Origin of the sequence: Baaleninema sp. (assembly GCF_049974805.1) — a bacterium.
Taxonomy (GTDB): domain Bacteria; phylum Cyanobacteriota; class Cyanobacteriia; order Cyanobacteriales; family Geitlerinemataceae; genus Baaleninema.
This window is the reverse complement of the sequence record NZ_JBNGCO010000006.1, coordinates 14075-34851: the sequence shown is the minus strand read 5'-3', so window position 1 is coordinate 34851 and position 20777 is coordinate 14075. Positions and strand designations below refer to the sequence as shown.

The 20777-nt window shown below is 51.8% G+C and carries 17 protein-coding genes; 5 read left to right on the top strand and 12 right to left on the bottom strand.

Annotation, left to right across the window (positions count from 1 at the left end; all coding sequences use genetic code 11):
• Positions 1-321: 321 nt before the first annotated feature.
• Entirely contained in the window at positions 322-588 is a 267-nt protein-coding gene (locus tag ACP5D4_RS02445) for a hypothetical protein (protein ID WP_063714508.1), read from the top strand.
• 114 nt (positions 589-702) lie between these two features.
• Here the strand turns inward: ACP5D4_RS02445 and ACP5D4_RS02440 are convergent, their stop codons facing one another.
• From ACP5D4_RS02440 to ACP5D4_RS02390, 11 genes are all read right to left on the bottom strand, one after another.
• Positions 703-2511 (bottom strand): ShlB/FhaC/HecB family hemolysin secretion/activation protein, encoded by a 1809-nt coding sequence (locus ACP5D4_RS02440; RefSeq protein ID WP_428010029.1) that lies wholly within the window; start codon positions 2509-2511, stop codon positions 703-705.
• Positions 2512-2557: 46 nt separating this feature from the next.
• On the bottom strand, positions 2558-5776 hold the full coding sequence (locus tag ACP5D4_RS02435) for a beta strand repeat-containing protein (RefSeq protein ID WP_428010028.1): 3219 nt from the start codon (positions 5774-5776) through the stop codon (positions 2558-2560).
• A 69-nt stretch (positions 5777-5845) separates the two neighbouring features.
• Positions 5846-6385, bottom strand: coding sequence for a filamentous hemagglutinin N-terminal domain-containing protein (locus ACP5D4_RS02430; protein ID WP_428010027.1), 540 nt, complete (start codon positions 6383-6385; stop codon positions 5846-5848).
• A gap of 307 nt (positions 6386-6692) precedes the next feature.
• Entirely contained in the window at positions 6693-7034 is a 342-nt protein-coding gene (locus tag ACP5D4_RS02425; RefSeq protein WP_017662630.1) for a ribulose bisphosphate carboxylase small subunit, read from the bottom strand.
• Between the two features lie 31 nt (positions 7035-7065).
• A complete protein-coding gene (rcbX, locus tag ACP5D4_RS02420; RefSeq protein WP_428010026.1) occupies positions 7066-7470 on the bottom strand; it encodes a RuBisCO chaperone RbcX in 405 nt (134 codons plus the stop codon).
• Between the two features lie 99 nt (positions 7471-7569).
• A complete protein-coding gene (locus ACP5D4_RS02415) occupies positions 7570-8985 on the bottom strand; it encodes a form I ribulose bisphosphate carboxylase large subunit (RefSeq protein ID WP_428010025.1) in 1416 nt (471 codons plus the stop codon).
• A gap of 763 nt (positions 8986-9748) precedes the next feature.
• A complete protein-coding gene (locus ACP5D4_RS02410; protein WP_428010024.1) occupies positions 9749-10507 on the bottom strand; it encodes a hypothetical protein in 759 nt (252 codons plus the stop codon).
• A gap of 136 nt (positions 10508-10643) precedes the next feature.
• A complete protein-coding gene (locus ACP5D4_RS02405) occupies positions 10644-12656 on the bottom strand; it encodes a ribulose bisphosphate carboxylase small subunit (RefSeq protein ID WP_428010023.1) in 2013 nt (670 codons plus the stop codon).
• Between the two features lie 92 nt (positions 12657-12748).
• Entirely contained in the window at positions 12749-13048 is a 300-nt protein-coding gene (locus ACP5D4_RS02400) for a EutN/CcmL family microcompartment protein (protein ID WP_428010022.1), read from the bottom strand.
• Positions 13049-13064: 16 nt separating this feature from the next.
• Positions 13065-13403 carry a carbon dioxide-concentrating mechanism protein CcmK gene (locus tag ACP5D4_RS02395; protein ID WP_428010021.1) on the bottom strand — a complete coding sequence of 113 codons (339 nt, stop codon included), beginning with the start codon at positions 13401-13403 and terminating at the stop codon, positions 13065-13067.
• A 134-nt stretch (positions 13404-13537) separates the two neighbouring features.
• Positions 13538-13849 carry a carbon dioxide-concentrating mechanism protein CcmK gene (locus ACP5D4_RS02390; RefSeq protein ID WP_017662623.1) on the bottom strand — a complete coding sequence of 104 codons (312 nt, stop codon included), beginning with the start codon at positions 13847-13849 and terminating at the stop codon, positions 13538-13540.
• Between the two features lie 441 nt (positions 13850-14290).
• On the opposite strand from ACP5D4_RS02390, the gene ACP5D4_RS02385 reads away from it, so the two are divergent.
• The 4 genes from ACP5D4_RS02385 to ACP5D4_RS02370 all read left to right on the top strand — a co-directional run bounded on the left by ACP5D4_RS02385 (position 14291) and on the right by ACP5D4_RS02370 (position 19250).
• Complete coding sequence (locus tag ACP5D4_RS02385) at positions 14291-14443, top strand: hypothetical protein (RefSeq protein ID WP_428010020.1); 153 nt, start codon at positions 14291-14293, stop codon at positions 14441-14443.
• 29 nt (positions 14444-14472) lie between these two features.
• Positions 14473-16332 carry an NAD(P)H-quinone oxidoreductase subunit F gene (locus tag ACP5D4_RS02380; protein ID WP_428010019.1) on the top strand — a complete coding sequence of 620 codons (1860 nt, stop codon included), beginning with the start codon at positions 14473-14475 and terminating at the stop codon, positions 16330-16332.
• A gap of 188 nt (positions 16333-16520) precedes the next feature.
• Complete coding sequence (locus ACP5D4_RS02375; RefSeq protein ID WP_428010018.1) at positions 16521-18038, top strand: NADH-quinone oxidoreductase subunit M; 1518 nt, start codon at positions 16521-16523, stop codon at positions 18036-18038.
• 81 nt (positions 18039-18119) lie between these two features.
• Positions 18120-19250 (top strand): CO2 hydration protein, encoded by a 1131-nt coding sequence (locus tag ACP5D4_RS02370; protein ID WP_428010017.1) that lies wholly within the window; start codon positions 18120-18122, stop codon positions 19248-19250.
• On the opposite strand, the gene ACP5D4_RS02365 is transcribed toward ACP5D4_RS02370, so the two are convergent.
• On the bottom strand, positions 19240-20586 hold the full coding sequence (locus tag ACP5D4_RS02365; protein WP_428010016.1) for a GAF domain-containing sensor histidine kinase: 1347 nt from the start codon (positions 20584-20586) through the stop codon (positions 19240-19242). The two genes, ACP5D4_RS02370 and ACP5D4_RS02365, sit on opposite strands and share 11 nt — an antisense overlap.
• Between the last annotated feature and the right edge of the window lie 191 nt (positions 20587-20777).

Genomic DNA, 20777 nt, shown 5'->3' with positions numbered 1-20777 from the left:
TAAACTCCACCCGGCCGTTTTCCATCAACCTCCATCCCCTCGCCGGGACGATCGATCGAGTTTTGAGGAAGTTGTTTGGATTTTACAAGAAATCGGTTGATCGATATCCTTTACGTTTCTTTAAATTTACATAAATTTCGAGTCTTGTCTCAGATCTCCGGCATCTCCAAGATGCCGGGTATCTAGAAACCTTGAGGCACACTCAATCCATCGCGTCATGTCACCTGCATAATTTCCACAAGTCTTCCCGATATAAGAGTACAAGCCAAAACGCTTCGCGAACCTTGGCTCGATCGAACCCTAGTGTTAAGGAGATGAGCAATGTCTGCTTCCATCACACTAATGCACCAAATGTTTCAAAGCCTCATCGAGGAATACCATCCCTTTGCCTCCTATGTCGGTTATGACGAGTTGGAAGATGGTTTCATCTTGTATTACCAAGGTGTAGGCGAAGTACAAGGCATGGTCATCGATACCGACGGCAACATTGTCGCCGATTCGACTGTGGGAACGACTCGATCGATGGGACTCCTCGCCGTCGGAACCACAATTTTATCGGCCTTGATGGGAACCCCCCAGAACAACTAATCGATCGCAAGATCGGCACCAGATCGCACAAGATCCCCGGCATCTCCAAGATGCCGGGGATCTGGCTTCAGATATCGCTTCAACCGCATTTTAACCCAAAAATTCCTCAACCCACTAAAAAGGGTTGTACTCCACCGAGAAATACAACCCATCTTCCTGCAAGGTTCGATCGCTCGACTCAACATCCGTCAGCGGAATTCCCCAATCCAATCGCAACAAAAAACGCTCTCCCATTTGCCACTGCAACCCCAACCCCAAACCCACTAATGTATTTGGGTCGGGATCTTCGCGGTCTCCACTGTTCCAACCCCAACCAAAATCCACAAACGGCACTACTTGTAAAAGTCCATCTACCTCAGACACCCGCAACACCGGAATTCGGATTTCTGCCGACGTAAAAACGCCATTATCGACCAACAAAGAATCCTGTCGATAGCCGCGAACGCTGCGAAATCCACCCATACCAAACTGTTCTAAAGGCATCAAGGCATCGTTGGCAAACTGCAAATCCGATCGCAGAAACAAGAGCGTATCTCGCGACAAACGACGGACGTATTGCGCCTGTCCCCGCCATGCGAAAAACTCACTGTCCGGTCGATCGTTATTCACCGTCGCATCGAATGCTCCCAACCCCAAACTTAACTGAGAACGGAACGCAAAAACCGATTCTCCACCTCGATGCGTAAAATCTTGAAAAAAGCGTAACGCCGAAATTCGCGTTTCCCCGTCTTCGTTGGCTCCCGCCGAAAGGGGAAACCGTTCTCCTAACAGTTCGCTTTCGCTTTCTTGGCGAGAAGCCGTCAGTCCCAAGGCGAATTCTGTCGTCGGCGTTAACAGCAACGGTTGCCGCAATCTTAACTCAAAATAGCGAGAGTTTCCTTCAATATCGACGCGATCGAACGGTTCTTCGATGACGTTCGTATCCGTCAGTCCGCCTGCAATTTCTAGCGTTCCATTTCGAGGATTCAGCGGGAACGTATAACTGAGATCGGCGGCGTGACTGCCATCGGTATTCGTATAGGCAAGATTCACGCGATCGCCAATTCCCAATAAATTGTTGTCGGACAGTTGTATCCCTCGGCGAAACGTCCCGACGGTGGGGGCCCGTCCGTTATCCGAAAACAGGCGCAAATCGAAACTATCCGCCACCAAAACACCGACGTTGAGAACGGCGAGATCGGCACGTCCCCCTTCAGACAGTTGTGCGGAAATGCGATCGATATGGGGGTCGAGTTGTAACAGTTGTAAAGCTTCGAGTAAAGCGTTGCGATCGAGCGGATTTAACGCCGACTGCAAGCGACCGCGAATATAACTTTCATTTAAACCTTCAATATCGATAATCAGGTCTTCATTTTCAACGCGACCTTCAACAATTCGCACAGGAACGATAGCCGCCTCGACATCAAATCCATCTCCGGCTACTAAAACAGCTCCTGAATTGAGATAACAGCCATCGGGATTCAGTTCCCGCAAAACGTCTTCTAAGTTGCGAGTTGTAGAACGCTCGACCTCCGCCATATCATCGCGGCTCGAAGAATCGATAGAAAAATCGCATCCGGCTCGATAGAGTTCGCCAACGATCGCTTCAATTTCAATAAGTCTCTCAAATCCAATAGGAACGCCGATTAAAGTACCTTGTAACGCCTCGTTTAAAAGCCTCCAATCTTCTTCATCAAACACCGTACTTCCCTGGAAATCAAAACCGCGAATTTCCAATTGAAGCCTTTCCTCCGTTTCCTCGGGAACGGCGGGAGGCGGCGGGATTTCCGTATCCAGAGGCGGCTCGACCTCCTCGGGAATTTCGCTAGGAAGCGGCGTGGGAAGTGGCGGTGTATTGGGGTTAGGTAACTGAGCGGTTGCGGAATTTAAGAAGGTAACGAGAAGGGTGAAGGAAGAGCCGAGGACGGTGAGAAAGCGATGCACAATTTTGACAGAGCAACGTCAGACTTTCTTATTATTCCTGAAAGTGTTAATTTGGTGAACAGCGATGGCTAAATTGCGTTCGATCGATCGAGATGGAGGAGAAAGAAGACTCTACATGATTTTGAGATCGATCGTCAGCAGTCAACACCACTCGTCCCGTTTCGTCGAGTCTCCATCCCCTAGCGGGAACGAGGGTTTCGGCGGATTCAGAAGTGTCCGGTGGCGAAGTGGAAATCGCTGAATTTGAGGATTCCTCTGTCACCACTTCAATCCAATCCGCTTCAAGTTCGATGGTGTTAGGAAGTTCGTCGGGACTGGCTGAAAATCCTCCCCGTCCGATGTCGGTAAATTCGCTGCTTTGACCCTGAACGCAGGGATTTTGTGAGAGTAATTCGTCCGGGTCAACGACAGTTTCGGGAAGTTCGGCAATGCCTTGAGTACTGTCAACATCGGGAGTATTAAACAGAGTTTGTCCGTTGAGTTCCGCGTCTCGGACGGAAATGGCGGTAATGTCGCTGGTTAAGAGTTCGCTGGGACTTTCTACGGTGAGATTTTCGCCTAATGCTTCGATGAGTTCGTCGCGAGTTCGCAATTGCGAACCGAGAATTCCGTCGGCAGTAATGGTAATAATTCCCGCGTTTCCGGCATCGGCATTCGTGGTAATATCGCTGTTGTCGATGGCTACGAGAACTCCGGTATCGATGTTGATATCGCCTCCGGTGGCGTTGTTAAAAGCATTGGTGGTAATGCGAGTGCGATCGCGTAGAACTAAGTCTTGTGAGTCAATCTCGATTGCGCCATTTCCTTCTTCTAAACTATTACCAAAAATCGTTTCCGAACTCAGAAGTGCTTCTTCATCCATCCGAAGAGATTCGGATCGAATACTAATGTCTCCCGCTCCTCCATCTCCCTCACTACTCGTACTAATTTGACCTGTATTGTGCAAAAATAAACGATTTGCTACAACATCAATCCTTCCTCCTTGTCCGCTCGCTTCAGGTTCAACTTGACTGACAATTCGACTCGGCAAGGCTTCGATCGAACCACTTAAATTAGATTCGACTGTAGTAATATAAATAGAATCTTCAACATCTCGAATACCACCAATACTTTCAGCAACATTATTTACATTGATAGGAGTAGCTATTATGGATTCGGAAGTCGATTCCGGCACGATCGGAATAGTTAAACCATTTACAGTTAATAAATCTGAAATATTAATATTTATTTTTCCTGCATTTCCCTGACCGAAAGTGCTGGTTATAATCTCTCCACCATTCGCAATTATCATGTCTTCAGTATCAATTTGAATAAAGGTGGAATTTCCGCTTGCAGTTTCCCCAACACTACTTGATACCCGACTCGGAAAACCTTCTAAATCTGTACCTGCAATTGTAATTAGATTTTCAATATCAAAAAAAATTACCCCAGAATTTCCAATTGAATTTGTAGAAGTATTAAGATTCGACCCATTTAAAATTTCTAGCTCTCGTGCAGATATAGTGATGTTGCCACCATTTCCACGAGAGGGAACTATTCTTTCCGTTATTGAAATTATTCCATCTGTATTACTTATTATTTCCTCTATAGTTCGATTTTCATTAACACTAGTTCCAATTTTTACTCCATCTAAAACAATTAAATTACCCGCCAAGAAAGAAATGTCGCCACCTAGACCTTCTGCACCCCAAAAAACTGAAGAAATAATTGGATTGCCTCTCATAATAATATCAAATTGAGCATCTAAGGTGACACTGCCCGCATCACCTATACCTCTTGAAAAAGTGCTAATCTGTCCGCGATCGTCAAATAAAATTGTTCCAGCTTCAATAACAACATTGCCACCCTGTCCTGTGGAATCTTGTCCTACCGTTGTCACGATATTTCCAATTTGATTGTTTAATCCAACAATTCCCGATATTGAAACGGTGTCCTGTGCAGTTAAATTAATATTTGCGGCACTTCCTTCTCCCAAAGTCAATGATTGAAGCGAACTCTGATTTAAAAATATATTATTGGCGCTTAAATTAATTTCTCCAGCATTACCGATTGGTATAGGTAGCATTTCTGCTCCGTCCACCGGAGTAACTATCAAAGTATCGCGGCTTCCCAAGCTGCTGAGAATTAAACTCTCTTCAATCGAAATTAATTCTCCTCCATTTATGATGACACTTCCTGCATTACCCTGACTTCCACTCGAAACATTTAGTTCAGCATTTCTTAGAAAAATAGAATCTGCTTCAATTTGAATATTTCCAGCGTCGCCAATCGCTCCTTCATGAAAAACTAAGTCTCGAATTATATCGTCTAAAAATTCAAATTCAGCACTTTGCGTAAACGTTCTTAAGCTCGTTTGTTCGATGTTGACTTCTCTAGCTTCAATCCTAATATCTCCAGCATTACCAACACCTCGTATTTCAGACGACACGATTGCGCCGTCTGACAGATGGACTCGATCTCCGATTAGCTCTATATTTCCGGTATCACCGATAGTATCTTGAAGTGAAAAACTGATAATAGAAGAAACATAAGAATAGGGAGTATCTAATATCGATTCTCCAAAAAATATTTCTCCATTGGCTTCAAGTCTTATATTCCCACCATTTCCTTGCCCCTGAGTTGTACTGTTGAGAAATGCACCGTGGGTTAGTCGAATATCATTGGCAGTCAGATAAATATTTCCAGCATTGCCAACACCCGTTTCTCCAACATAGTTGAAAATCGCACTTGGGAATTCAGACCGACTACCTAATCCATCGAGTAATATCGATCGATCGGCGCTGAGTAAAACTTGTCCGGCATTTCCCTCTCCTGAAGTTTTGTTTGTGATTTGAGAACCATTGGTGAGTTGAATTTGGTTGGCGTTAATTTTAATATTCCCACTTTGACCAACTCCTTCAATTTCAATTTCGTGGTTAATTAAGCTTTCATTATCTAACACCACTGTTCCTTGTGCTTCAATTGAAATATCTCCAGAATGGCTTTCAGTAGACCCAGAACCAGCAGCAATACCAGCCGAGAGAAAACTACTTTCTAAAATATTAATATTGTTTCCATAAATTGAAATATTGCCGCCGCCAGCACCTCGAACATCAACACCTGCAAATTCTTGGATTTGAATATCTGAATATTTTAATGTTTCTGGGAAAATTAATGAAATATCTGAATTGAGTTCGATCGATCCCGACTCTCGCAACCCGCCTAAAATAATATTTCCCCCAAAAGATTCTAACTTTCCACTATCGAGTGCGATATCCCCACCCACTAAAGCTAACGTTTCTCCCGACGGAACCTGTAAACCAAACCCAGAACCATCGCTACTTTCAGCCCTCGATCAATTCACAATACTCCCAGGATTATCTCTCAACCGCAACCCCACCGGAATATCCACCACCAACAACGACTCCATTTGAGGCGAACTCGCACTAAACTCCACCCCATTTTCAAACACCACACTGTCCGCCGTCGACGCCACAAAAGAACCGCCTAACTCTAACCGCGCGTTCGGACCGAAAACAATCCCGTTAGGATTCAAAAAAAACAGATTCGCCGTCCCGTTTGCCCCTAAAACCCCATCGATTTCCGAAATCGAACTTCCCGTCACGCGACTGAAAATATTCTCAATTCCCACCCCATTATTAAATAACGCTCCGCCATCTGTGGGAATCGAAAACTGCTCGAAACTGTGAAACAAATTCCCGTTAACCGCCGTTCCCCCCTCGATAACAAACGTATTGTCATCAAGACTCACCACCGAATTACTGGGTAACGTCGCATCGGGAACCACTTGCGCTGCCACGGAACCCGCAACGTTCCACATTGCCAACACAACTGTTGCCGCTTCTCGGATGGAAAATCGAAGAGTTTGAGTCATCTGCCTTCTTACTCGGTCTTCGCCTCAGACGCAATATTTTCGATTGATTGATTTTATCTTAGGGTATACTCCATCCTTTTCCGATATGGTGGGTTTCAATAATTCTTCACCACAGAGACACAGAGGACACAGAGAGGTTATGGCAGAGAAAGGAGAAACTGCATTACGGCAATACAACTATCGATACTTGTCAAGTCTTTTTAATTAAAATTAACATCCCAAAACAAAACCCATCGATCGCACTTCATAAAGCGATCGATGGGGTTTCACTAGCCTAAAATACCAGCGTTAAAGATTCGCGAGAACCTTAGTAACGGCCGATACCTTGACCGGGTTTGTAAACGATGAAGCTCACCGTTTGGCACTGCTTGATGTTGTCGAAACCGACGACGCGGATGTAGCAGTTGGAGTACTCAGAACGGCACTCGCGGACTTCGTTGAGAACGTCTTGGGGGGTGCGAGCGTCGAAGAGGGGCAACTTCCACAGCGTCCAGTGGTGGTCGCCGGGGAGGGGATCGGCTTCAAATTCCACCGCCGGGATGAACCCTTGATCCAACATATATTGGATTTGAGCAGCGATTTGCTGGTCGGTCAGCGGGGGCAAGTAAGACAGCGTTTCGTAGCGGCGCTCTTTCGGCAGCGTTTTCATCTCAAATAACTCCTAAAGGTCGTGTCGGAATTCAATCTTGAGAGTCGTTAGACTCAATTTCCGGATGAGTTTCCGTAGAAGACTCTAAGGACGAGTCAGCGGTTTGGGTCAAACGCTCTAGAATTTGGCGGCGACAGTCAGTATTCGAGTTCGAGATGTTCGATCGAACCATCTCCGGAAGAAAATCCAAGATTTCCTCGGCTAAGTGGGCGCGAACGGTCAAAATTCGCAACACCATCTCTTTATTTTCCTGCATCAATTCTTGCAGGAAAACTTCGCCCTTTTGGATGCGGTTTCCCGCCGAACGCTGACTGAGCCAAATTGCCTGAGACGGGTTCGTCTCCGATAACTGGTCGATAATCGTCCGAACCGCCTGATAGGTCAAATAACTTTGTAAGACCTCGGCGGTCTGGTTTGCGACTTTTTTCGGATACATCGAACCTAACCCTCCCTCAACCGCCTCGCCTTGCGGTGCTAGTCGTCATAACGCTCGCGATACAAACGCTCGTTACAACCACTAGCAGCTTTTCAGCGATTAGAGGGTATCAACCGCTTCATACTCGAACTTGATTTCTTTCCACAGTTCGCAAGCCACGGCCAGTTCGGGAGACCATTTAGCAGCTTCGCGGATGATGTCGCCACCTTCGCGCATGAGGTTGCGGCCTTCGTTACGAGCTTGGACGCAAGCTTCGAGCGCCACGCGGTTGGCGGTTGCACCGGGAGCGTTACCCCAGGGGTGTCCGAGGGTTCCACCACCGAACTGCAAGCAAGAGTCATCGCCGAAGATGTCCAGCAGTGCGGGCATGTGCCACACGTGGATACCACCGGACGCCACAGGCATGACGCCGGGCAGGGAAGCCCAGTCTTGGGTGAAGAAGATACCGCGAGAGCGATCTTCTTCGACGAAGTCTTCGCGCATCAGATCGACGAAGCCCATGGTGATACCTTTTTCACCTTCGAGCTTACCGACGACGGTACCGGAGTGCAGGTGGTCGCCACCGGAGAGGCGCAAGCACTTGGCGAGGACGCGGAAGTGGATACCGTGGATTTTCTGACGGTCAATCACAGCGTGCATGGCACGGTGAATGTGCAGCAGAACGCCGTTGTCGCGGCACCAACGAGCCAGAGTGGTGTTGGCGGTGAAACCACCGGTGAGGTAGTCGTGCATGATGATGGGGGTGCCGATTTCTTTGGCGAATTCGGCGCGCTGCATCATTTGCTCGCACGTAGGCGCGGTCACGTTGAGGTAGTGACCTTTGATTTCGTTGGTTTCAGCCTGAGCTTTTTCGATGGCTTCTTGGACGAACAAGAAGCGATCGCGCCAGCGCATGAAGGGCTGAGAGTTGATGTTTTCGTCGTCTTTGGTGAAGTCCAGACCGCCGCGCAGACATTCGTAGACGGCGCGACCGTAGTTCTTCGCAGACAGACCCAGTTTCGGTTTGATGGTGCAACCGAGGAGGGGACGACCGTATTTGTTCAGTTTGTCTCGTTCGACGGTAATGCCGTGCGGCGGCCCTTGGAAGGTTTTGACGAGGGCGACCGGGAAGCGGATATCTTCGAGGCGCAGGGCTTTGAGGGCTTTAAATCCGAAAACGTTCCCCACGATCGAGGTCAGGATGTTCGTGACCGAACCTTCCTCGAACAGATCGAGCGGATAGGCGACGAAGCAGAAGTATTGGTTGTCTTCGCCGGGGACGGCTTCGATGTCGTAGCAACGACCTTTGTAGCGATCGAGGTCGGTCAGTCCGTCCGTCCACACCGTCGTCCAGGTTCCGGTGGAGGATTCAGCGGCTACCGCTGCACCCGCTTCTTCGGCGGGAACGCCAGGCTGCGGAGTCATGCGGAAGCACGCCAGCAGGTCGGTGTCTTTGGGGGTGTAGTCGGGGGTGTAGTACGTCAGGCGATAGTCCTTAACGCCTGCCTCAAACCCGGCTGATTTCGCTTGTACCATTTCCTCAGCTATCTCCTTAATATCAGAGGTTCAATATCGACAGAACGCGACCGTTGACCGTCGTAAGCGTCTGTCCCGCTGTCTGCTCTTCCATCGCTGCGGATGTCAGAGGCGTGCCGACCGCCGTTCGGCACGAGCGCCAGGAATCGGGACTGGCTTTGTCTGGTCGCACTGTACAGGCTAAGCCTGTTTGCTTCTCGGTCTCGACAGTCTTTCCGGGTCAAAACCCGTCCCCAGCGAACCGCTTGACTGGTCAAAACTTTTTGCGCTCTCCGTTACCGCTTTTTTACGGAATTTCATTGCCGCGAACGCATCGCTCGAAAAGCGATCGAGATTCGAGAAGTTCTTGAAGCCAACAGTTTGGATTGAATGTTTCCTTACCGAGACATATCTTAACACGGGTCGGGATTTTTTCTTAAAAAAATCTCGCCTTTATTAGGATATCTGGATTTCTTTTTTTTCTCATTCGGATTAGTTTAACTAATGCAAATCTACCTGTAACGGAATATCACAAAAGGTAAAGAATGCAAACATAGAAAAACCTGTCCGATCGCCAGGAAGAACGGACGAAAAAACCTCTGATTTTGAAATTAACTCCCCCAGCCTCCGATCGGGCTTCTCTGAGAGCCTGGGAGACTCAAGGACTTTTTTTACATTTAGAAATGAAAGTTAGGGTGTTACTGCAACTCTTGCAAAAAATATTTACAATTTTGGGGTCAAGGGCAGGAGAAAAACCGCCGGGGGACGGTAAAGTTTCCGCCCCTTACGGATTTTCTTCGTTCTGGGACTCAGAACGATTGGCATAGGGAAATAACGTCGTTAAAATCCGATTCAGATGGACTTCGCCGTAGACAATTCGCGTGTGGCTCACCTCAGCGGGAGTCTCTGAGGAATTTTCAGATTCAGAAATCTCCTCGATCGACGGGTCGGATCGATCGGTTGGCGCCGTATTTTCCAAAGATTCAGTCTTTTCCGGGGAGTCTTGCCAGTAGTCCTCCGGTTCGGTCTCGGATTCCGAGGGCGTCTCAGGTTCCGGTTGCGGTTCGGTGTTGTCCGGAGGGATATCCATCGACTCCGTTCGATCGCCCTCCGGGGAAGGAGAAGGTTCGGCAGTCTCGTCCTCGACGAAGGTTTCCCCAACCACGGGGCGGCTGCGATCGCCGACGATGGAGGCCGTGGGCAAAATGCAATTGGCTGCGATATCGCGATCGATAACCGTAGACGCCGCCCCCACACAGGCATGAGCGCCGATTTTACACGCGCCCACCAACAGCACGCCCGCCCCTAAATTCGCCCCGGTTTCGATGTCGATCGATCCGTTGTGGGCGTGAATCACCGTTCCCAACCCAATACAAACCCCCGCCGCGATCGAAATCCGACTGTTGGCACCAGCTTGCAAAACCACGCCCGTCGCGATGGCGGCACTCGGATGAATCGTGACCTCCCCAGAAACATAGAGATCGTCGCGAGAGAATTCCGCTCCGCTGACGCGATCGAAACTAGATATCGGTAGCCGTTGCATTCGGGTAATCGGTCAGAAGTTTACCAAGGCATCTCGCGTTCGGGCAGGAGAAATCGAGGGATGGCAGTTGCCTCCCGTTCTGTCGTGGCGTTGCGTCCGCGTCGATTTCTCCCCTCGAACTGAACGAGTCGCGGTGTTACGGACGTTGGATAATCGTTTCAGTCACCCGACGCTTGGCATTAGGGTCGATACCGATCAGCCGCACGTATTCGCCATCATGTTCCTGCAAGCAGGCTTCGAGGGCGGGAACCACATCCGACAGGCGAGTGCTGTCGATGGGGGAACAGCTTTGCCAAGATTTAGTTTTAAACCGACGGGGCGTCGCGTGTTCCGTGCCGATTTTGCAACCCTGCGCCAACAGCGATCGAATCTGGTCGAGGGTTTCGCCATCGAGGCGATCGCTCGACGCACCGTTTTTCGAGGCTTGGTAGCTGGCAGCACTAGCGCCGAACCCTTGAGCTGTGGAACTGGCAGCCGTTCGCGAACCGCTCGACGGTGCGGGTTTGTCGTCGGGGCGTTGAATAATCGTTTCCAACACGCGGCGTTTGGCGCCGGGGTCGATGCCGATTAGCTGCACGTATTCCCCAGCGTGGTCGGCCATGCAGGCTTCGAGTTCCCGCAGCACTTCCCGTTCTTGCGTCGCTTGAATGGGAGCGCAGCTCTTCCAAGACTTGGTTTTAAAGCGTCGCGGCGTGGCGTGTTCCGTACCGATGCGGTAGCCCTGAGACAGCAGCGATCGCACCTGGTCGACCGTTTCCGGACTCAGACCCGTGCTTCCACCGCCATAGGAGGTGGCGCTATGGCTTCCCGTCACCGCAGCCACTTTCGTCGCAGCGGTTTTCGTAGGTGTCGAAGACCCGTCGGGGCGTTGCACGATGGTTTCGACGACGCGGCGTTTGGCGCCCTCGTCAATACCGATAACGCGCACATATTCGCCCGGGAACTGCGCCAAAATCTCGTTCAGTTCGGCGATGGCGTCCGCTTCCCGACGGCTTTCCAGGGTACCGACGGTCAACCAAGACTTGGTTTTGAAGCGACGGGCGTTCGCGCGTTCCACGCCGATTTGATAACCGGCTCGCAAGAGCGATCGCACCTGTTCGGCCGCGTCGCCATCCAAGTCAACGCTACCCCCGCGTCCGACGCTGGCAGCAGCCGGACGGCTAGCCCGATAAGAAGAGCCACCGGAATATCCGTTCCCCGTGGGGGCAGATTCTCCCGGCCGTTGCACGATAATTTCAGCCACGCGGCGTTTAGCATCGGGGTCGATCCCCACCACGCGCACGTATTCGCCTTCGTACTCGGCTAAAACGCCTTTCAGTTCCGATAGGGCGCTATCGGCGCGATGGCTCGATAGCGTTCCGGCCGTCAGCCAGGATTTGGTTTTGAACCGACGGGCGTTGGCGTGTTCGATACCGATTCGATATCCTTGTTGAAGCAGTCTTCTGACCTGCTCGGTCGTTTCTCGATTGAAAGTCATCTTCCCTACTGACGTATCGCTGGATACAGCTCGTCGAAGCTCGTCACTTTTAAGATCTCGCACAGGCGAGGTTTCGCTCTTGCTGTCGAATCGCTGGGCTTCCTCGCGCAGTGCCGCGTTAATTTCCAAGAGGCGAGCGGCAAAGGCGCGATCGACATCTCGCACGTCCGGCAAGCGATCGGCTTGAGCCTGCGTCGTTACCGTTGCCCCCGAAGGGACGTATTTGCCCGGTGGAATCGCCACGTCTTGAATCAAAGCGTGCATCATGACGATGCAGCCTTTCCCGACTCGCGCGTTGAAGACGGTCGATCGGAATCCGATAAAACAGTCGTCTCCCACGTAAGCCGGGCCGTGAATCAAGGCCATGTGAGCGATGCAGGTGTCTCGACCGATCCAAACCGAATATTCTTTCTGTCGGTCGCCGAGGACTTTAGAGCCGTCTAATCCGTGGATGACGACACCGTCTTGGATGTTGCTGCGGTCTCCGATATAAAATGGAGACCCCTCATCAGCCCGAATCGACGTGCCTGGAGCGATAACGACACCTTCGCCGACGGTCACGTCTCCGATGAGATTTGCAAAGGAGTGGACGTAAGCCGTTTCATGAATTTTCGGTTCGCCAAGCTCCCGCGACCGCGATGGCGGTGGAGCCGCGCGCTTGCGAACAACCATAACTATTTCGATCCTCCCAGATTCAACCTGTTCGACTCGAGCCCCTTACAGGCGGTTCGGGTCAAGTTTTGACGGGGATACCGTCACGTCATTTAGTATTGGTCTTTTTTGTTATAGAGCTGCCCGTTCTCCACACTGACGGTGTCGATGATGCCGATAGCCAAAGCGTCGATCGGACAATCTTCGCGACCCGATTCCACTCGCGCCGCGCTGCCGCGACTGACGAGAACCCACTCCCCTACCCCAGCGCCGACTAAATCCGCCGCCACTTCGTATTGAGGTTGGGGTCGGCCGTCGCTGTCGATCGTTTGCAACACCAACAACTTCAAACCCCTCATGCTATCGAGCTTTTGGGTGCTGACCACGGTGCCGCATACTTTTGCAATCTGCATTCGCTAAGTCTTCCGTCTAACGGCGGATGGTGCGCGGCGAACCGACGCTTTCACGGAACTGTTCGACCGCTTCGGTATAGCGAATCGGCAGCACGTATTCCAAGTTTTCGTGGGGGCGGGCGATGATGTGGGTCGAGAGGACTTCGCCGCCGTTAACGCGCTTGACGTTATCGACGCCAGCTCCGACGGAGGCTTGGACTTCCGAAACGTCGCCGCGCACGATTACCGTTACGCGACCGGAACCGATTTTTTCGTATCCCACCAAGGTCACGCGAGCGGCTTTCACCATCGCGTCGGCGGCTTCCACCACCGCTGGAAACCCGAGGGTTTCGATCATTCCTACTGCAATCGACATAATGCTTTCAAACTCCTGAAATTTCTGATTTCCTCTCAAATTCGATCGCGTTTCTGTTGGCCTGTGATGCAAACCTCAGCCATCAAACGGTCGTTCGAGCTGCGAGCGCAGACCACCAGTCAGGCGACGCGAACTTAATAGGTGCGGAATTGATCGACTTCCTCGGTATAACGAATCGGCAGAACGTATTCCAAGTTCTCGTGAGGACGGGCGATAATGTGCGTCGATAGCACTTGACCGCCGTTGACGCGGTTGGCTGCATCGATTCCAGCGGCCACGGAGGCTTGAACTTCCGAAACGTCGCCGCGCACGATCACCGTCACGCGACCCGAACCGATTTTTTCGTATCCCACCAAGGTCACGCGAGCCGCTTTGACCATGGAGTCAGCCGCTTCAACCACCGCTGGGAATCCCAGCGTTTCAACCATTCCTACCGCAATTGACATATTGACGCTCCTTAATATTCCTGAAGCCCGATCGAAAAACGCGGACAAAATACAATCGATGCAAAAACAGCCCGGTTAATACGTTTCGGCTCTGTTCGACGGTTCGGTCTCGTCCTCCCTGTGGCTGTGTCTCGGACACAACTGTTGGCTTCTTTCACAGGCGAGTCGAGTCCTCTCAGAGTACCGAAAACGAGTAACCCAGCAATTTTTGGACGGGGAAGGCGAAATTATTCAATCCCAATACAAAGGGTAGGAAACTTTGGCACCTTTGACAATATAAATCAAGATGATATTTTTAAATCGGATGGTTTAATAAAAGTTAACGGCCGAATTTCCCGAGCAAGGTTCTCGAGATCGCGAGGATTCTCAGTTGGCCGTTCTGAACTGCCTTATAATTTCTTTATCCTTTCATCGATCGAGTGACTTTCGCCCCTGCCAGCCATGGCAGCGGCGATAAATTTGCTGCGTTCGATCGATCGAACCGACACCCGAACCGATCGTTTGCGAAACCGACAACAACCGCATCTTCCGCGCGGGAGAGTCCCGAAGCGGGCGATCGGTGCAGTTGGACTCGATCGCGGCGTGCGTTGGTAATGGTTGTCCGTTTTACAGATTTTTTTATAATGACTCGTTTTCTTTTGGAGACCTGTTGGTTCGTCCCCATTTACGGGCTGCTCGGTGCGATTTTAACGTTACCGTGGTCTCTCGGCATCGTGCAGCGTACTGGACAGCGTCCGGCGGCCTACCTCAACCTATTGATGACACTGGCGGCCTTCGCCCACGGTTCGATCGCCTATTTCCAAACCTGGAATCGCGAACCCCAACAACTCATATTTTCTTGGCTGCAAGCCGCAGACTTGGACTTGTCGCTGGCGATCGAAATCTCCCAAGTCAGCCTCGGGGCCATGGAACTGGTGACGGGAATCAGCCTCGTCGCCCAACTCTACGCCCTGGGCTACCTGGAAAAAGACTGGTCTCTGGCACGGTTCTTCGGCATGATGGGTTTCTTTGAAGCCGCCTTGAGCGGAATTGCCCTGAGCGATTCCCTATTTCTCAGCTACGGCTTGCTCGAAATGCTCACCCTGTCGACCTATCTCCTGGTGGGGTTCTGGTACGCCCAACCCCTAGTGGTAACGGCGGCGCGAGACGCCTTCCTCACCAAGCGCGTCGGCGATATCTTGCTGCTAATGGGGTTGGTCGCCCTGTCGAGTTACGGCACCGGATTAACCTTCAGCGAACTGGAAGCCTGGGCGGAATCCAACCCGCTGCCCTTTTGGACGGCCACTTGGCTGGGACTGGCACTCATTGCCGGGCCGATTGGTAAATGCGCTCAATTCCCCCTCAACCTTTGGTTGGACGAAGCGATGGAAGGTCCGAGTCCCGCCTCGATTTTGCGGAACTCCGTCGTCGTCTCGGCCGGCGCCTACGTTCTCATTCGCCTGCAACCGGTCTTTACCCTATCTCCCGTCGTCGCTGACAGCCTCATCGTCATCGGTACGATTACCGCCATCGGCGCCTCCCTGATGTCGATCGCTCAAATCGATATCAAACGGACTCTCTCCCACTCCACCAGCGCCTACATGGGTTTAGTGTTTATCGCCGTCGGTCTCGGACAAGTGGATATCGCCCTGTTGCTGCTATTTACCCACTCCATTGCCAAAGCGTTGCTGTTTACTAGCGTCGGCTCCTTGATTCTGGCCACAAACAGCCAAAACATTACCGAAATGGGCGGTCTGTGGTCGCGAATGCCCGCCACCACCACGTCCTTCGTCGTCGGTTCCGCCGGACTCGTCGCCTTGCTTCCCCTAGGCGGGTTCTGGACGCTTCGCCGTTGGGTCAACGGCTTTCAAGATATCCCTTGGTGGCTGGTGTCGATTTTGCTAGTCGTGAACGCATTGAGCGCCTTGAGTTTGACCCGAGTGTTTCGATCGATCTTCTTGGGGCCGGTTCAACCGAAAACCCGTCGCGCTCCCGAAGCTCCCTGGCCGATGGCCGTTCCGATGGTCTCTCTCATCGTGGTGACGCTGTTGGTTCCGCTGATTTTGCAACGTTGGCAACTGCTGTTAACCTGGGCGGGGCCTTGGGAATATTCCCACAATCCCCTGGTTCAGTTCGGCGTTCCCTTGCTGGTGTTCAGCGGCTTCCTCGGCGTCATGGCGGGAAGTCTCATTCCCCTCGAGCGGACTGGGGCGCGATCGCGCCGCATTCTCGTGCGCTTTTGGCAAGACTTGCTCGCTTACGACTTCTATATCGATCGCATCTATCGAGTCACCGTCGTGGCGTTAGTGGCGTTATTTTCTCGTCTGGCCGCCGGGTTCGATCGCTACATCGTCGATGGCGCCGTGAACCTCGTCGGATGGGCGGCTATTTTCAGCGGTCAAGCCCTCAAATACAGCGTTTCCGGTCAATCTCAGTTTTACGTCCTGACGATTCTCGTCGGAACCGGCGTTCTCGTCTTTCTGGCCTTGACCTGGCCGTTTTGAGATGGGGAGATGATGGAATGACCGGATGATGGGATGGTGTGAAATCTTCTCATCTAGCGGTTGAGGGCGGTGCGTGACGCGGAAAATCTCAAGTTACGGTCAAAATACAACATTTTCAAGCCGCGTCACGCACCCTACGGCTCCGTTATCAACAGTCGATTGTCAATGCTCAATTCTGAAAAAGACGAATGCTCAGTGCGTTAATTCTCGTTCCCGTTCTCGGGGCGGCTCTCATTTTTCTATTCCCCGCGACGCTTCCCTCGTCGCGATTTCGCAGCCTCACCCTCGTTCCCCTTACCGGACTGCTGCTGTGGACGCTCGCCCTCGCCGCACAGTTCGACCTGACCCAAACCGGGATGCAATTCACCGAACGCCTTCCCTGGGTGGAGTGGTTGGGATTGAACTATCACTTAGGCGTTGACGGTATCTCTTTACCGCTACTGGTTCTCAACGCCGGTTTGACCCTCATCGCCGTCTTCGCCAGCGGGCCGAATCTCGAACGTCCCCGGTTTTACTATTCTCTGCTGTTACTGCTCAACGCTGGCGTTTCGGGGGCGTTCCTCGCCCAAGACTTACTGCTGTTTTTCCTGTTCTACGAAATCGAACTGATTCCCCTGTATTTCTTGATTGCGATCTGGGGCGGAAAACGCAGAGGCTACGCAGCGACGAAATTTTTACTCTATACAGCCGTATCGGGTATTTTCATCCTGGCGTCGTTCCTGGGATGGGTGTGGCTGACGGGGGCGGAAAACTTCGATTACAACCCGAATTTGACAGCAAGTCTTCCGGTGACGACGCAACTGATTCTCTTAGCCGGATTGCTCGTCGGCTTCGGTATCAAAATCCCCATTTTCCCGTTTCACACTTGGCTTCCCGACGCTCACGTGGAAGCTTCGACCCCCGTATCAGTTTTGTTGGCGGGGGTGTTGCTGAAACTGGGAACTTACGGTTTGTTGCGGTTCTGCGTGGGCTTGTTTCCCGAGGGTTGGTCGGTCGCTGCGCCGACGCTGGCGATTTGGGCGTCGGTTAGCGTGTTGTACGGGGCGCTGACGGCGATTTCCCAACAGGATATGAAGAAAATGGTGGCCTATTCGTCGATCGCCCATATGGGATACATTCTTTTGGCGGCTGCGGCGGCCACCCATTTGAGCCTGTTAGCCGCCATCGCCCAATCCGTCAGCCACGGTTTGATTTCTGCCATGCTGTTCTTACTCGTGGGCGTGGTGGGTAAAAAGACTGGAACTCGCGATATCGACAAATTGCGGGGGTTGCTCAATCCAGAACGGGGTCTGCCCCTCGTGGGAAGTTTGACCATTGTCGGGGTGATGGCCAGTGCGGGAATTCCCGGTATGGTGGGCTTCATCGCCGAGTTTATGGTGTTTCGCGGTAGTTTCCCCGTGTTCCCCATCGCGACGTTACTGTGTTTGGTGGGAACGGGGTTGACGGCGGTGTATTTCCTGCTGATGGTCAACCGAGTATTTTTCGGTCGTTTGTCCGATATTGTTATCGATTTACCCCCCGTGCAGTGGGGCGATCGCGTTCCGGCGATCGTGTTGGCGTTGTTACTCGTCGTCTTTGGCTTACAACCGAACTGGCTCGTCCGTTGGAGCGATGCTGAAGCGGCGACGTTAGTACCGGGTTATTCGATCGTTGAAGTGACGCAGACCTCGTCCGCTGAAATCCCACCGTCAAACGAAGTGTTTTAAACTCGCGAGTTGCGTTTTTTTGAAAGAGTTTTAAGTCCTCGATCGCCTATCTCTTGGCTTACCTGAATCTAATTTCTCGTTATGGTTAGCACACCTCTGGCTCCGTCGAGCCATCCCCTGGCTGAATACGTTCACCGCCTCGAAAGCGGTCAGGCGTTATTGAAAGATACGCCTGAAAACGTAGTTGAAGTTGTCGGAATTTTAAAAAGTTACGGTGTAGTTCTCGATGCCTATTCCCGCAATTTAATTTATTTTGCCGAACATCAATTTTTAAAGCTGTTTCCCTTTTTTAAATATTTCAACGGTGACGTAACGCTCTCGAAACTGTTGAAATTTTGGTGGCACGATCGCATCAATTACGAATATGCAGAATACACGATGCGATCGATGCTATGGCATGGAGGAAACGGTTTAGACGAATACCTCGACACCGACGAATTTAAAGACCGCGCCGATCGTGCTATTCGTGCTAAAGTGCGAGGAAATCCATTCATGCAAGGGTTAAACGCGCTGTTTCCCGATTTCCTACCCGAGCAAGTTCGCCAGTCCTGTTATTACAGCGGCTTAGGGCAATTTTGGCGGGTGATGAGCGATATGTTTATCGCCTTATCCGATCGCTACGATCGCGGCGAAATTAAGTCGATTCCGCAAGTCGTCCAACATATCCTCGATGGCTTGGTCGCCGACGCCAACCGCCCCATTACCTTCAGCGTAGAAATTGACGGCGAAACCTACGATATTATTCCCAAATCGGTCGGATTAACCTTTCTCGTAGACACGGCGGTTCCCTATGTAGAATCGATTTTCTTCCGAGGCGCTCCTTTCCCCGGTACGGTATCTTATAACGCTCAAGCGTTCCAAATTCCCGCCGAACAGAGCGATTTTACTTACGGGGCGCTTTACGCCGATCCGTTGCCGATTGGAGGTGCGGGAATTCCACCGACGCAACTGATGCAAGATATGCGTCACTTTTTGCCGGATTACTTGCACGAAGTGTATCGAAAAGGAAAGCGACAGGAAGACGATTTGCGGGTGCAAATTTGCCAAAGTTTCCAAAAGTCGATGTTTTGCGTAACCACGGCTGCGCTTCAGGGGTTGGCACCCCATCCTCTGAATACGACGGATATCGAACAGCGCCAAGCCAATCGCGCTTTTTTGGAACAGTGGATGAATCGGTTTGTCACTTCCCGCTTGGAAATCGTCAACCAGTGAGATCCGGTGTTCGATAGTACAACGGGAGCCAAACTAAGAAAGTCGTTCCGGTGTCTGATGGCTCGAAGCTGTTCCAGGGATGTTGGGGCGGGCTGAATACTTCGATGTCGCCGTGCATTTGGCGGACGAGATCCCGTGCGATCGCCAGTCCGAGGCCGGTGCCGGGGATGTCGCTATCGGCTTGTACGCCCCGAAATCGGCGCTCGAAGAGATGTTCTAGGTCTTGGGGCGGAATGCCGAGTCCGGTGTCGCTGATGGCGATGGCAACGCCCTCTCCGAGGCGATCGTGGTGGAAGAGTCCTGCGTCGAGGCGGATTCGTCCCCCTTCTGGGGTGTATTTGATGGCGTTGTCGATGAGGTTGTTGACCACTTCGACTAGGGCTTTTCGATCGCCTTGGGTGTTGGGGAGATCGTCGGGAATGCTGCCGTGAAAGTCGATGTGTCGATCGCTGGCGATGGCGCGAGCGGATAGGGCTAAAGGGGCGATAACCTCGTGTAAATCGACGGATTGGCGGCGATCGTCCCGGTAGGGCAGTAAGGGTAAGGGTTTGGGTACTTCGTCGGCGTCGGTCTCGAAATCGACGGTTGTGGGGAGGACGAAGGGTTCGGTATCGATGGCGTCGCGGAAGTCTTGCAGTAAGTCTTGCAGGCGATCGCTTTCGCGAACGATGTTGTCGGCGTACTGTCGCCGTTCGTCGTCGGGATTGAGCCGTTTGGTGAGGAGTTTTCCGAAAATGCGGAGGGCGCTGAGGGGATTTCGGAATTGGTGCAGCCAGTCGTGGAGGAGGTTGTGCTGTTGGGTTTGAAGTTGTTGCTGTTGGCGATAGTTGCGTTCGGCCCACTGACCTCGTTGTTCGAGCAGACAGGCGATGGCGATGGTGTGGGCGGTGCGTTCGACGGTTTCGCGATCGCCATCGCTCCAGGGACGGCCGGGACGCGCCGTCACGAGCAGTCCCACCACGACGTTGTCGTGCATCAGGGGTAGGACGAGTTGATGGGATTGGGGGGATGTCTCGCCTTCGCTGGCGCTGCGGTCTTCTTTGAAGGTTGCGGCGTCGCCGGGGTCGAACAGGAGCGGTGCTGGGGAGGAGGGAAGCGCCGAACGTAACTGTCGATCGCGACGGTTTGGGTCGTCTAACAGCAAGGGAATTTCGACGCTTTCCCGGTTGCTTGGGGTTTCGGGTTCGGCCACGACGGGGATTAATTTTCCATCTGTACCACCGAGGGCCTGTTCGGCGAGATATACCACGATCGGCGACGCTCCTAAGTTGCGTTCGAGGAGCGTCACTTGTTCCCGGCAAAGGGTTCGGAATTCGTTACTGACAGTAATTGTCATAAAACATTAGCTCGAGCCAGGTCTTTTCGATCGATTTCGAGGGAGGACACCGCCCGCCCAGGAAGACTTCCCCAGATTCGACAACTGTTAGGGAGAGGCCGAAATGCCCGGTGAGGAATGGGGCGATCGTCTCTTGACTATTTTAAATAACTTATCGAATTCCGAAAAAGCAGTTGAAATTATTGTCAAGA